This window comes from Neptunicella marina, assembly GCF_014270035.1.
In the GTDB taxonomy this organism is placed as follows: Bacteria; Pseudomonadota; Gammaproteobacteria; order Enterobacterales; family Alteromonadaceae; genus Neptunicella; species Neptunicella marina.
Genome location: NZ_JACNEP010000007.1, coordinates 208,898 through 223,360 on the forward strand (window position 1 = coordinate 208,898; position 14,463 = coordinate 223,360).

The following is a 14,463-nucleotide window of genomic DNA, read 5'->3' on the forward strand; positions in this document are numbered from 1 at the left end:
CCCCACATGGAAGCGGTGAGAAAAAGGCTACGGACAGCAAAATAACGGCAGATACAAAAAAGGTGAGTATCAACTCACCTTTTTGCTAATTCAAACAACGCTTATACGTTATACGTTATACGTTATACGTGGTCGATGCTGTATCCCCACCACGGCCAGTCCAGTTGGTGTGGAAAAATTCACCGCGTTCACGGTCGATACGCTCATAGGTATGCGCACCAAAGTAGTCACGTTGCGCTTGCAGCAAATTTGCGGGTAAACGTGCGTGACGGTAACCGTCGAAGTAGCTTAGTGCCGAGGTTAACGTTGGGGTTGGAACACCGTTCATTGCTGCGGTAGCAACCACACGGCGCCAGCCAGCCTGAGCTGCCATCATTTTCTCAACAAAGTAATCGTCCACTAACAGGTTGGTTAGTTCAGGATTACGATCAAAGGCATCTTTGATTTTGTTTAAGAAAGTTGAACGGATAATACAGCCACCACGCCACATTAACGCGATACCGCCGTAGTTTAAATCCCAGCCCGAGGCTTTAGCCGCTTCACGCATTAATACGTAGCCCTGGGCGTAAGATACGATTTTAGAGGCTAACAATGCCTGACGGATATCTTCGATAAAAGCTTTTTTATCGCCTTCAAACGCAGGTTTAGGACCAGATAAAATTTTAGAGGCTGCCACACGCTCGTCTTTTTGTGCTGACAAACAACGTGCGAATACCGCTTCACCAATCAGGGTTAATGGTACACCTTCTTCCAGTGCAGAAACCGCTGTCCATTTACCTGTACCTTTTTGACCAGCAGTATCGAGAATCTTTTCAACCAGCGGCTCGCCGTCTTCTTTAAACGCCAGAATGTCACGGGTAATTTCAATCAGATAGCTGTCGAGCTCACCTTCGTTCCAGTCTTTAAATACTTCATGCATTTCGTCGGCTGACAAGCCCAGCAGTTCTTTCATGATTTGGTAGGCTTCACAAATCAGCTGCATATCGCCGTATTCGATGCCGTTATGCACCATTTTCACGAAGTGGCCTGCGCCGTCTTCACCAACCCAGTCACAACAAGGTGTGCCATCTTCAACTTTGGCCGAAATGCTTTGGAAAATGTCTTTTACTGCTGACCATGCGGCAGTTGAACCACCAGGCATAATGGATGGACCAGTTAATGCGCCTTCTTCGCCGCCCGATACACCGGTACCAATGTATAACAGGCCTTTGCTTTCAAGGTATTTAGTACGACGATTTGAATCAGGGAAGTGGGTATTACCACCATCAATAATGATGTCGCCTTTATCCAGATGCGGGATTAATTGCTCAATCATGTCGTCTACTGCCTGGCCAGCTTTAACCATTAACATGATTTTACGAGGGGCAGCCAGTGAACTTACCAGCTCTTCAATACTAAAAGCACCGCGGATAGTTTTGCCCTTGGCACGGCCTTCGATAAACTTTTCTACTTTTTCAGCAGAACGGTTATACGCCGTTACCGTAAATCCTTTGCTTGCCATGTTCAGAATCAGGTTTTCACCCATTACTGCCAGGCCCACCAGGCCAATATCCGAAAGTTCTTTCATAGTCGTGTCAGCTCGTCGTTTTAAAAGTTGCGATAATGTAGTGGTTCAGGCCAGCAGAAACAAGTCAAAACAATGACAGGTTTCGTATTTAAACAATTGAACTTGCCTGTGCTGCTATTCTACTGATTTTTAACCAATCAGACCAATCGACATATGAACAAATAAGCAATAGTGACTGAAAATCAAATAGATGCTGAACCGATACTGTTACTTCTTATTTATGTACGCGTTACTTCTATTTCAACAAAAAAGGGCGTTTGTTTTAAACGCCCTTTGCTCCTAGTCATAACTAAAGGTTATTTAGGTGCTTCGCCTTCATCAATCACAGCACCCGACATTGGCACATTATCACTGGCTTTTTGCAGGAAATCTTCCATGCCTTTATTGAGTTGCTCAAAGCTAAAGCTGGAAATTTTGTAAGTGCGATGTTGCCAGTAACCTTGCAGTGAATCAGACGACACAGTTAAATAATGGTCATTGCCAACAGTGGCAATGTCCAACTGATACAGATCACCGTTGTATAAACTCACATTAAAGGTGGTTTTATCCGCTTGTGACCAGTCGACGGTATCGGCCGCAGCGATGGCTTCAAAGTTCAGCCCTGTTACTGAACTTACCGCAGCATCAAGCACGCCCGGATAAGTTAATTTACGATCGGCTGCTAAATCAGCTAGCTCAAAATGTGGCTGCTGTTTGTCCTGCTTGCGGATAATCCAGCCTTTTTCACCCAATTTTTCCAGTTGCTGAATATCCTGCATGGCAGTGGGCAAAACAGGCTGTTTTAACCAATCAGTATCTGAAAATGGCAGCTCAAAGGCTTTATCCACCAGCCATGCCTGATTGTTTTTTGGCAGGCGCACATACTGGCCGCTGGAACGTTCAGGACGCTGTCCCACCAGTACCGACCAGCTTTTGCTGCCCGAATATAACGTCACTTGAGTGGCTAAGCTGTCCTGATCGCTAATTGCCCGTAAGCCTAAACGGTCGAAATAATCGGGCTTGCTGGTTTTGGCCTGCAGCTGACGCGCTTCCACCATAGCCGTGATGAGTTTCGCCAGCTTAGTTTGCTCTACCGGATAATTATCCAGCGCAGCAGCCACCCACTGTCCGTCTTGCTGCGTGGCGTTAAAATCCAGACCATGGGCTTTTTTAATCTCGATCCTGTCAATGTTAGCCGCGCTGGATTTTAAGCCTTCCAGCATCAGGCCCTTTTCCAGCGAGCCTTGCTGTTGGTGTTTGTTGAAGACCAGAAAACCTGCAAACGCTGCCAGTACCACCGCCAGTGATAAAATACCGATATGTTTATTCATCATGCCTCCTTACTGGCGCGTTTACGGCTAATGCGGGCAATAAAGCCCAGCAGCAACACTAAAATCAGCGGTGCAACAGCGATATTGATAAATTTAAGCTCGCTGCCCAGATTTTCAATGTCCATATCCAGTTGATGACGCACTTCACGCAATTCCTTACGAATGGCGATTTTCTTTTGCATAAACTGCTCAATCGCCTGCTGCTGCTCATCGCTTAATACCAGCGCGCCATTTTCTGCTTGCTGGCCCTGCAACTGAGATAACTGCTGTTCGGTTTGTTGCAGTTCCTGCTGTAGTTGTTGCTCTTTTTCACGGAAGCGTTTTTCAGCTTTAACGGTTAAGGCATCAACCACATCAAACGGACGTGCCGATGTACCGCGGCTACGCACACTGATCAGTGCGTTGCTGCCACCTAAGTTTTCCACTGCGTTGGTAACAAAGTCACCATTATTGGCAAAGGGGGTAAAAATAGTCTGACCGAAGAAATTCGACTGGCTACCCCAGAAACGGTCGGTAAGTAAGTCAGTATCTGCCACCACAATCACATTTAATTGCTTTGTATCTGCCACAAAATCATCGGTTTCGACGCCATCCGGCACCTTATCAAAGGCCGATTTCGCCGTTCCTGACAAACGCGCTGCTACCGTATACGCGGTATTAGTCGAAGTAAACTTGCTGGCAAGCGCGTTTACATCACGGGTCACGCCATATGTAGCGCCATCGATCAAACCTGAATTATCCGAGGTTTGAATCAGCGGGATAAATTTAGTTTTGCTGTCTTTTTTGTGCATAAGCGCGCCAACAGAGGCCGCGTTAATCACATCCAGACTGGCGGTAACCACATCGTCTTTATCCAGCGCGTTGCCCTGCAAACCTAAATAACCTAAATGACGTTCCACACCGTTTTGAGTGCGGATATCGAGGCCGGAGGCTGCATCTAACACAACCTGCTCGCCGTTAAATTCAATGCCCCAACTTGCAAGCAAATTATTGATATCGGTTGCGCCATTGCCTGTCATGGCAGACATGGGATCAGAATCGGTATGTGGATCGACAAAGGCCAGCACTTTACCACCGTGCATCGCATATTGATCAATCGAGAACTGCAATTGCTCGCTGTAATTTTTAGGATTCACCAACAGCAACACATCAGTATCGGCGGGCACTTCTGCAATATCATTACCCAGTTTTTGCACGTCGTACAATTGCTGCAACTGGGTAAAGATAGTCCAGGGCGGGTCCATACGACCTGTCATTGGGTTCTGACCACCCATCACCGCTAAATCAGTGATCACACTCACATGAACTTTTTTCGGATCCGTTAGCTGATACACCAGTTTGCTGATGTCGTATTCAAGGAAGGATTCCTGTTTAGGGTCAAAAAAGGCAATGATTTTTTCATCATCATAAGCATTGCTGCCTGCGAGCCCTAAATACACCGGATCGCCACCATTACCCACTGTTGCACCGGTTAAACCAAACTGATTGGCTTTGTCCTCAGCTTCGGAAAACGGCACAGGATCAATCTTATGCAGGATAATTTTGCCATCTGACGCGCTGGCATATTCTTCCAGCAAACTTTCTACGCGATTGGCATAGTTGCGCAGGCTGGTCATGCCATTCGAGGCTTTATCCGAATAAAAGAAATACAAATGCACCGGCTCATCGATAGCTTTAAGAATTTCTTTACTGCCATCGGATAAGGAATACACCTGATCTTCGGTTAAATCGAGGCGCATATCACTTAATAAGTGATTGTTAATTAAGACTAATGCGGTAAATACCACTGCCAGCAAAATGGCAGTCAGGGTACCTGAAAATTTATTCAACATACTTATTCTGCCTTTTTCTGCTCAATGACACGTAATCCGGCATATAACCAGACACCAATAACGATCAGGAAATAACCCACATCGCTTAAGGACAATACGCCTTTGGCCATCGCCTGAAAGTGAGTTAAAAAGCTGAACGAAGCCAGCGTATCGAGCAACACAGGCGGTAACCAGGCTTTAAAGGCATCCAGCACCATATCACTGCCGCTTAACACAAACAGAAAACACAGCACCACGGCCAGAATAAAGGCCACTACCTGACTTTTGGACATGGCAGACATGCATAAACCAATGGCTAAAAACGCACCGGCCATTAACCAGCTGCCAATATACGCAGCAACAATAATACCGTTATCCGGATTGCCTAAATAATTAACGGTTAACCACAGCGGAAAAGTCAGCGCCAGCGATAAACCTAACACCGCCCAGGCAGCGAGAAATTTACCCAACATGGCTTCCCAAATAGTCACCGGCAGGGTCATTAATAGTTCGATGCTGCCGCTTTTGCGTTCCTCAGACCAGGTACGCATTGCCATGGCGGGCACTAAAAACAGATATAACCACGGATGGAAATTAAAAAACGGGATAAGGTCGGCCTGTCCACGTTCGTACAGTCCCCCAATATTAAAGGCAAATACACCACTTAAAATCAGGAAAATAGCGATAAACACATAAGCCACTGGTGTGGCGAAAAAGCTGGAAAATTCACGTTTAAAAATGATCAACGTATTGTTCATTACAGCGCTCCTTCTGTGGTCATCATTCTAAAGACATCATCCATACGCCCTTGCTCGGTGTATAAGGTATCCACCGGTAAATTGCGCTGTTGAATGTAATCGGCCACTACGGGTAATAAATCGACGTCTTTATCCGGGAACAAGGTTACCTTGCCACTTTGGCTGTCCACTTCCATTTCCGCAACGCCCTCCAATTCGGCCAGGCCGGAAATGTCCGCCAGTTTGCTAAAGTGAATGCCCACGGCTTTGTAATATTTAGAGCGTTTAACCAGCTCTTCCGGGCTGGCATCAAATAACATTTTGCCGCCAGCAATGATCATGGCGCGGTTACATACGGCGCTCACTTCTTCCAAAATATGGGTAGAGATAATCACGATTTTATCTTTGGACAGATTCTGGATTAACTCACGCACCTGATGTTTTTGGTTAGGGTCCAATCCATCGGTTGGTTCATCCAGAATTAAAATATCCGGATCATGGATAATTGCCTGAGCCAGCCCTACCCGGCGTTTAAAGCCTTTGGATAAGTTTTCAATCGGTCTGTCGAGCATATCACCCAGTTCAACCTGCTCAATAACCTCTTTAATGCGTTGTTTTTTGTTTTCGCCCTTTAGGCCGCGAATTTCAGCAATAAAATTCAAAAACTGCAGTGGGGTCATATCACCGTATGCGGGTGCACCTTCTGGCAAATAACCAATTTGCTTTTGAATGGCGGTGGCGGATTCTGGCATAGGCATCTCGAAGATACGGATTTCGCCAGCGGTGGGATTTAAAAATCCGGTGAGCATTTTCATGGTGGTTGACTTACCGGCGCCATTTGGCCCCAGGAAGCCCACAATATCACCGGGCTTTATGTCAAAAGACAGATTATCAACTGCCTTAAAGTCACCAAATGACATGGATAGGTTCTTAACGGAGATCATATACATCCTCTGATGATCAAAAATTTATTATTAATTTTCGAAGTATGTGGGCTTTGGTGATAATCACAATCTGCCAAATTCAACATACTTGTCTTCCTGTGGACAGGATATATAGTTGCTCAATCTGAATTCAAGTCAGATTGAGCTACATTTGATTGCAAAGCCACTGACCTTGTTTAAAAACAAAAATTCCATGCCAATCGCAAGTCTTACGCAAATTTTATGAACAAGCAGAAGTAAGAGCCGTCGAGGATGCTTTCGAGGTTAAAAACGCATAAAAAAAGCGGCCACAAGGGCCGCATAAATAATTGATAATTCAGGGAAGAACTATATCGCGGTCTACTCTATCGCTAAAGTGTTGTTATTTTATGTCGGTAAACCGATAAAATGTTGCAAACTGTTTCTATGTCGTAGTTTGCGCATCATTACTTTAACTTTAAATCAGGTCCTTTAATGCAATTAACGCCAGTGGCTGTGCTGCGCAGTCCGTTTAAACAAAAATTTGCCATCCCACGCCAGCCCGGACTGGCGCCTGCCGCGTTATCCACCATTGAGTTTTATGCTGAATTTAACGATGCCAATAGTTTGCGTGGCATCGGCCAATTTAGTCACTTATGGCTGATTTTTGTTTTTCATGAAAATGCCGACAAAGGATGGTCGCCCTTAGTACGTCCACCACGATTGGGGGGTAATCAGAAAATGGGCGTATTTGCGACCCGCTCGACTTTTCGCCCCAATCCAATTGGTATGTCAGTGGTTGAATTAGTGGACTGGCAACATAAAAACGGGGTTTTAACCATTACAGTAAAAGGGGCTGATTTACTCGATGGCACGCCAATTCTGGATATTAAACCTTATATCCCCTACTCAGATGCGCATCCCGACGCCAGTGGTGGATTTGCCAGTGATGCCCCACAGCCATTATTAAGCGTAACGTTTTCGCAACAAGCACAAGCACAATTGCAAACTACCAGTAAAAAATATGCCAGTATTCAGGCATTAATTGAGCAAGTTTTGGCGCAGGATCCGCGTCCGGCATACAAAAAATCGCAGGGTGAGATTCAGGAATATGGCATGACGCTATACGATTTGAATATTCGCTGGCGATGCAGTGAAAATCAGGCTGAGGTTATCGGGATCAGCCAAATCGCTGAATAATCATTATTTATTGTGTGCTTTTTTAACTTGTCATCTTTAGCGAGTCGGGATGCGCTGATAGAATAGCCGCCCAATTTAACCCTCTCTACAACTTTATTTGGTACCTAAACAATGCGTAGTAGCCAATATTTGCTATCCACATTAAAAGAAACACCGGCTGATGCCGAAGTTATCAGCCATCAGTTAATGCTACGTGCCGGCATGATCCGTAAGCTGGCCTCTGGATTATATACCTGGCTACCCACGGGTTTGCGTGTATTAAATAAAGTGTCGCAAATCGTGCGTGATGAAATGAACAAAGCCGGCGCAATTGAAACCCTGATGCCAGTGGTTCAGCCTGCTGACTTATGGCAGGAATCTGGTCGCTGGGAAGAATACGGTCCAGAGCTGTTGCGTATTCAGGATCGTCAGCAACGTGACTTCGTATTAGGCCCAACACACGAAGAAGTGATTACCGATTTAGTTAAAAACGAAGTAAGCAGCTACAAACAGTTGCCGTTAAATCTGTATCAGGTACAAACCAAGTTTCGCGACGAAATTCGTCCACGTTTTGGCATTATGCGTAGCCGCGAATTCATTATGAAAGATGCCTATTCTTTCCACCTTGATGAAGAGTGCCTGGGCAAAACTTATCAGGATATGTATCAGGCCTACTGCAATATCTTTGAGCGTATCGGTTTAGATTATCGCCCGGTTATGGCCGATAACGGTTCAATTGGCGGTAACGCCTCGCATGAATTCCACGTATTAGCCGCATCGGGCGAAGATGATATCGTCTTTAGCGATAGCTCTGACTATGCAGCCAATATGGAAAAAGCCGAAGCTAAGGCACCGGATACGCAAATTGCAGCCCCCACTGCCGACATGGCATTAGTGGATACACCAGACGCCAAAACCATTGAACAACTGGTTGAACAATTTGATGTGGCAATTGAAAAAACCGTTAAAACCTTAATTGTGCATGCCGCTGAAGGTAGCGAGCATAAACTGATTGCACTAATGGTGCGTGGTGATCACACCTTAAATGAAGTGAAAGCAGAAAAATTAGAGCAAGTGGCAGCGCCGCTGGTTTTTGCCTCAGACGCAGAAATTCGTGACGCGATTGGCGCTGGCCCGGGTTCATTAGGTCCGGTTAATTTGCCCATCCCGGTCATTGTTGATCGCAGCGTGGCAGTGATGAGCGATTTTGGCGCGGGTGCCAATGTTGATGGTAAACACTATTTTAATATCAACTGGCAACGGGACTTACCTTTGCCTGCAGTAGCCGATATACGTAATGTAGTTGCAGGCGATCCTTCGCCTTGTGGTACAGGTAAACTGGAAATCAAACGTGGGATCGAAGTGGGTCACATCTTCCAGTTAGGCGATAAATATTCTAAAGCGATGAAGTGCGGCGTATTAACCGAATCGGGCAAACACCAAACCTTAACCATGGGTTGTTACGGTATTGGTGTCACTCGCATTGTGGCAGCCGCGATTGAGCAGAATCATGATAAGTTCGGTATTATCTGGCCAGATGCAATTGCACCTTTCAAAATTGCCTTAATTCCAATGAATATGCATAAATCTCATCGTATTCAGCAGGCGGCTGAGAAACTTTATGCTGAGCTGGTTGAAGCAGGCGTGGATGTATTTTTTGATGATCGCAAAGAGCGCCCGGGTGTGATGTTTAACGATATGGAATTAATTGGTATTCCCCATTCCATTGTTATTGGTGAAAAGAATCTGGATAACAACGAAGTTGAATACAAATGTCGCCGCAGCGGTGAAAAACAAATGCTGAATCTGGATAACGCAGCTGAGTTTATTAAAAGCTTATAATTTGCAAAGCAATAAATACTAAAAAAGCGCCTTTAAGGCGCTTTCTTTAAATGCGTTAAATAATCGGCAATTAGTTTAAACGGTCGATCAGTTCTTTGCCAATTGCGGTTTCAATATAACCATTGGTTTCTGCCCACTGCTTAACAGAGATACCATCGGCTTCTGCGGCAGTCAGATCACCTTTCGACATTTTCTTAATCATGTAAGTGCCAACATCAACAGACTCATTTTGCATGCTGTAGCGAATTAAGCTTGAACCACCGCAGGTTACGCCTGTGTAGAAGTCACCCAAACGTAAATTGTAGTCTTTGCGCACTGAACGCATTTTTTTACGAAGTTCACCTTTGTCATTATTTTTAACTATGGTGCAGATGTTTTTTAAATCGTCAGCTACATCGGCTAACGATACCGGAGCGATAAATGCACATGAGATAGCTGCTAAAGTAATTAATTTTTTCATTTTGATTGCCTCGTTAAATATTTGTTAATGAATTGCCTTGACGGAACACAGTCTAAAAAACGTACAAATATGTTAAAGGGGGCAAAATGACACCCAGGTATATTTTTTAATACTTTTATAAGTATGTCTTAGCCTTGCTTAATAAGTTATCAAAGCTTACTTTGAAGGGTTACCCAAATAAAAGAACAAACAATAACCAATTGATTTATAACAACTTTACACAAAAAACATCTTTTTACATTTGAACATAACTGTTGTGAATAAAAGAACTTAAGATCCCTTCATCAAAATTTATTAGGAAATGAGTAAAATGAAAAAAACATGGATAAAGATAGTCATCCCTGTGGTGATTCTGGGTGTCGGTTTCCTGGGAATGGGGTTACTTAAAGCTTCTGCCAAACAAGATGAAGAGAAAAAACCATTAGATCTTCGTCCTACTGTGCGTATTAAATCCGCTGAAGCAATAGATTACTCTGTACAGCTGGATAGTTACGGCGAAGTTCGTCCGTTTGAAAGCACGCAAATTTCTGCACAAGTCGCCGGGGAAGTGGTTAGCTGGAATGAGCAATTTGTCGCAGGTGGCCTGGTTCGCCGCGGTGAAGTACTGTTCAGTATTGAAAAAGATCAGTATGAAGCTGCGTTATTGCAAGCCGAAGCCAACCTGCAATTAGCCAAAGCACAGTTAATTGAAGAACAGGCGCGAGCTGATGTGGCCAGGGCTGAAACCAAAAATATGCCTAAGAACAGAATTACCGATCTGTATTTACGTAAACCACAGGTATTAAGCGCTAGGGCAAACGTTAAATCTGCAGAAGCCGCACTTAAAATTGCACAGCGCGATTTAGACAACTGTGACATTGTTGCGCCTTACGATGCGCTTGTTGTAAGTCGTGATTTAGGTAAAGGACAGTATGTAAATAAAGGTTCTCAGGTTGCAGAAATTTATAATGTGGAAGTAGCGGAAGTGACCTTCCCTATTGCCGGTTTTGATAGTGCATTCCTGCCGGATAACCTCAGTCAGCATCCTGCTGTCATTGCAGTAAAAGGCAATAAACGTATCCAGCGTAATGGGCTTATTACCCGGGATTTGGGCATAGTGGATAAAGCCACTCGCATGAGCCAGCTGGTTGCACAAATCAAAGATCCTTATGGCATTCACAGCAATGCGCCGGCACTAAAATTTGGTAGTTATGTGGAAGTATCCTTTACCGGAAAAACGTTACACAACGTATTCCGCTTGCCGCAGGAGCTGGTAACGCAACATAAAGTGTGGGTGGTGAACAGCGAGCAAGCGCTTGAATCTAAGCAGGTTGAAGTTGCCCGTGAAGATGATACTTATTTTCTGGTTAGTGCGGGTTTAGTCAATGACGACCGCATCGTACTAACGTTACCGGAATACCCGCAAAATGGCTTAAAAGTAAAACTTGCCGGACAGAAATCATCTCCGGCAACCAGTGTCACTGACGATCAGGCCACGATTGTGGCTAAAGCCAGCAAATAAGGAGCAGGCTTTATGTCACAAACACAACCCAAAGAACGCGGATTAATCGCTTATTTTGCCAATAATTCGGTAGCAGCCAACCTGATGATGGCGTTTATCATCATCATGGGATTTATTGGCTATAAGACCATTCAACGCCAGATGTTCCCTAATATTGAAATCAACTACATCAATATTAATGCGACCTACCGCGGTGCTTCGCCTCAGGAAATTGAAGAAGGCATCCTGATAAAAATTGAAGAAGCACTGAAGGATGTTACCGAAATCAAAAAAAGCGTATCCCGCGCATTTCGTAACAGCGGACGCATTAGTCTGGAAATTTATCCTAATCAGGACTTGCAGGAAACGCTGGATAAGGTCAAACAACGCGTTGACAGTATCGCCACTTTCCCGGCCGATATGGAGCCGGTCAATGTAACACAGGCAGAATACCGTCAGGATGTGATAGAAATGGCGCTGGTGGGTGACACCGAGTTAACTAACCTCAAACCGGTCGCCAAAATTGTTGAAGACGAATTACTGCAGCTAAACAATGTGTCGCTGGTGCAATTACAGGCGCCTGATGATGAAATTGCCATCGAAATTCAGCCTGATGAATTGCGAAAATATGGCTTAACCCTGAACAATGTCGCCCAGGCGATTCGCAAATATTCTGCTAACTTTTCGGCCGGGCAAATTCGTACCGATGCGGGTTTAATCGCGGTCAGGGTTGAGAACCAACATTATAACGGTGATGAATTCCGCAATATTCCGGTAAAAGTAGGTAGCAACGGTGCCAAAGTACTGCTGCATGAAGTTGCCAGCATCCATGACCAGTTTACTGAGGGTGAGCGTTACTTTAAGTATTCGGGTAAAAACGCCATCATGATGTCGGTTAAAGCCACCAAAGACCAAAATACCATCCCAGTGGCACAATCAGTGAAAGACTTTATCGCCGAGCGCAATAAAACCCTGCCCGCCGGCATGGAGTTAAAAGTGCTGGTGGATATGACCTACTACCTGAATGCACGTCTGGATATGATGTTAAGCAACCTGGTGCAAGGTGCGATTCTGGTTGCCATCATGTTGTCACTATTCCTGCGCTTTAGGCTGGCATTCTGGGTTATGCTGGGTCTGCCCATTTGTTTCCTGGGCGCAGTCATGCTGATGCCAGTATTTGGGGTAAGTATTAATATCCTGTCACTATTTGCCTTTATTATGGTGCTCGGCATAGTGGTGGATGATGCCATTGTTATCGGCGAAAGTGCCTATACTGAGGTAGAAAAGCACGGCGGTGGCGTTGAAAACGTCATACGTGGCGCAAAGCGCGTAGCCACCCCTGCCACCTTTGGTGTGTTAACCACCATTGCCGTTTTTGCGCCTTTTACCTTGACCAGCGGCCCTGACGGTGCATTTTTCTATAATATCGCCATCGTAGTCATACTGTGTCTGGTATTCAGTTTAATTGAATCCAAATGGATATTGCCTGCCCACTTAGCCCACACTCACTTTAAACCAGTTGGTGAAAAGCACTGGCGTACCCGCTTTAACAATGCTTATTTTGGATTTATTAATGGTCCATACAGACGCACAGTACAGCGTTGTGTGGAATGGCGCTGGGCAGTGTTTTGCGGATTTCTCGCTGTGCTTATAATTAGCTTTGGTTTAATTGCCGCTAACTATGTGCGTATGGTGCCAAATCCTAAAGTGCCACATGACTTCCCGCGTATTGCAATTGAAATGAACGAAACCGTATCCGATGAAGCGACCATTGATGCGCTGAAGCAAATCGAAGGCGTCGTATTAGATGTGGAAGACGAAATTAAAAAAGAATATGGCCGCGGCATGATGCGCGATATTTTATCTTTCAATGAAGATCGCACTAACGCACGTGTGTTAGTTCCGCTGGTTGACGAGGAAGAGCGCCCGTTTAATACCTTTGAACTGGCACGACGCTGGCGCGAAAAAATGCCCGAAATAGCAGGCATGAAATCCTTTACCATTCAGGATGATGTAAACGGTGGTCGTGACGGTGGTGAATTTGGTTACCTGTTATTTGGACCCGATATCGAAACCCTTAACGAAGCCGGTCGTTACTTTATTGAATTACTGCAAAATGAAAAAGGCTTATACGACATAAGCTCCACCATTGACCCTGCCAGTAAAGAAATCCAAATGTCACTTAAACCTGTGGCTTACGATTTAGGTCTGGATTTACAAAATATTGCCAGCCAAATTGGTGCAAGTTTTTATGGTGGCGAAGCGCAGCGTGTTATTCGTAATGGTGAAGAAGTGCGGGTGATGGTGCGTTACCCCAAACTCACTCGTGAACAGTTCTCTTCATTAAAATACGCGATTGTTACAACGCCTTCGGGTCGTGAAGTCATGTTAGGCGATGTGGTAGACCTAAACGAAAAACCGGGTATTAGCTATATTCGTCGTGAAGGCGGTTATCGCAGCGTGTATGTGTATGGCTCGATTGATGAAGAAGCGATTGAACCAAACGAAGTGACCAAAAACATCAAAGAAAACCTGTTACCCAAACTGAAGGAAGCTTACCCATCGGTCAAAACCGAGCTGGGTGGTGCAATCGAAGAGCAACAGGCGCAGCAAAGCGAGCAAATTATGTTCTTCTTTGCCGGCATGATCATGGTGTACATCTTATTAGCCGTGCCGCTGAAGAGTTATGGTCAGCCGATTATAATCATGTCGGTTATTCCGTTTAGTTTAACGGGTGCTATCTGGGGTCATTACTTCTTTGGTCTGGATTTATCTATGATGTCAGGCTTTGGTTTGATTGCTGCAGCCGGGGTGGTAATTAACGACTCGCTGGTGATGACTGATTACGTCAACCAATGCCGCAAAGAGGGCATGCGTATTACTGATGCGGTCGTGGAAGCAGGTTGTACCCGTTTCAGAGCAATCACACTGACTTCAATCACAACCTTTGTAGGCATATTGCCCATTATGTTTGAGAGCAGCCTGCAGGCGCGATTTGTTATCCCGATGGCAGTAGCACTTGGTTTTGCTGTGCTGTACGCCACCATAGTGACATTAGTGCTGGTGCCATGTTTGTACCTGATGCTGGAAGATATGAAACGTCCATTTGTTGCCCTTAAACGTAAATTAAGCGGTAACAAACAAGAACTGGAATTAAGTGAGCAACATTAATTTC

Annotated in this window: 10 protein-coding genes; 4 read left to right on the forward strand and 6 right to left on the reverse strand. The window is 45.0% G+C overall.

Going from position 1 to position 14,463, the window contains the following annotated elements:
- Window positions 1-115: 115 nt before the first annotated feature.
- The 5 genes from gnd to H8B19_RS10970 all read right to left on the reverse strand — a co-directional run bounded on the left by gnd (window position 116) and on the right by H8B19_RS10970 (window position 6,369).
- Window positions 116-1,567 (reverse strand): decarboxylating NADP(+)-dependent phosphogluconate dehydrogenase, encoded by a 1,452-nt coding sequence (gene gnd / locus H8B19_RS10950; RefSeq protein ID WP_186506921.1) that lies wholly within the window; start codon window positions 1,565-1,567, stop codon window positions 116-118.
- A 296-nt stretch (window positions 1,568-1,863) separates the two neighbouring features.
- The gene (locus H8B19_RS10955) at window positions 1,864-2,877 is read right to left on the reverse strand and encodes a DUF4340 domain-containing protein (protein ID WP_186506922.1); all 1,014 of its coding nucleotides are present in this window, start codon (window positions 2,875-2,877) and stop codon (window positions 1,864-1,866) included.
- The gene (locus H8B19_RS10960) at window positions 2,877-4,709 is read right to left on the reverse strand and encodes a GldG family protein (RefSeq protein WP_186506923.1); all 1,833 of its coding nucleotides are present in this window, start codon (window positions 4,707-4,709) and stop codon (window positions 2,877-2,879) included. The genes H8B19_RS10955 and H8B19_RS10960 overlap by 1 nt, the downstream gene beginning before the upstream one ends.
- Window positions 4,710-4,711: 2 nt before the next feature.
- Window positions 4,712-5,446, reverse strand: a complete 735-nt coding sequence (locus tag H8B19_RS10965) for an ABC transporter permease subunit (protein WP_186506924.1) — start codon at window positions 5,444-5,446, stop codon at window positions 4,712-4,714.
- Window positions 5,446-6,369 (reverse strand): ABC transporter ATP-binding protein, encoded by a 924-nt coding sequence (locus H8B19_RS10970; RefSeq protein ID WP_186506925.1) that lies wholly within the window; start codon window positions 6,367-6,369, stop codon window positions 5,446-5,448. The genes H8B19_RS10965 and H8B19_RS10970 overlap by 1 nt, the downstream gene beginning before the upstream one ends.
- Before the next feature lie 453 nt (window positions 6,370-6,822).
- On the opposite strand from H8B19_RS10970, the gene tsaA reads away from it, so the two are divergent.
- Together tsaA and H8B19_RS10980 are read left to right on the forward strand one after the other, a co-directional pair.
- Complete coding sequence (tsaA, locus tag H8B19_RS10975; RefSeq protein WP_186506926.1) at window positions 6,823-7,527, forward strand: tRNA (N6-threonylcarbamoyladenosine(37)-N6)-methyltransferase TrmO; 705 nt, start codon at window positions 6,823-6,825, stop codon at window positions 7,525-7,527.
- Between the two features lie 111 nt (window positions 7,528-7,638).
- A complete protein-coding gene (locus tag H8B19_RS10980; RefSeq protein WP_186506927.1) occupies window positions 7,639-9,348 on the forward strand; it encodes a proline--tRNA ligase in 1,710 nt (569 codons plus the stop codon).
- A gap of 70 nt (window positions 9,349-9,418) precedes the next feature.
- Here H8B19_RS10980 and H8B19_RS10985 read toward each other — a convergent pair whose 3' ends face one another.
- Complete coding sequence (locus H8B19_RS10985; RefSeq protein ID WP_186506928.1) at window positions 9,419-9,808, reverse strand: DUF3718 domain-containing protein; 390 nt, start codon at window positions 9,806-9,808, stop codon at window positions 9,419-9,421.
- 310 nt (window positions 9,809-10,118) lie between these two features.
- Between H8B19_RS10985 and H8B19_RS10990 the strand changes: the two genes are divergently transcribed.
- Complete coding sequence (locus H8B19_RS10990) at window positions 10,119-11,309, forward strand: efflux RND transporter periplasmic adaptor subunit (protein ID WP_186506929.1); 1,191 nt, start codon at window positions 10,119-10,121, stop codon at window positions 11,307-11,309.
- A 12-nt stretch (window positions 11,310-11,321) separates the two neighbouring features.
- Entirely contained in the window at window positions 11,322-14,459 is a 3,138-nt protein-coding gene (locus H8B19_RS10995; protein ID WP_186506930.1) for an efflux RND transporter permease subunit, read from the forward strand.
- Window positions 14,460-14,463 lie beyond the last annotated feature (4 nt).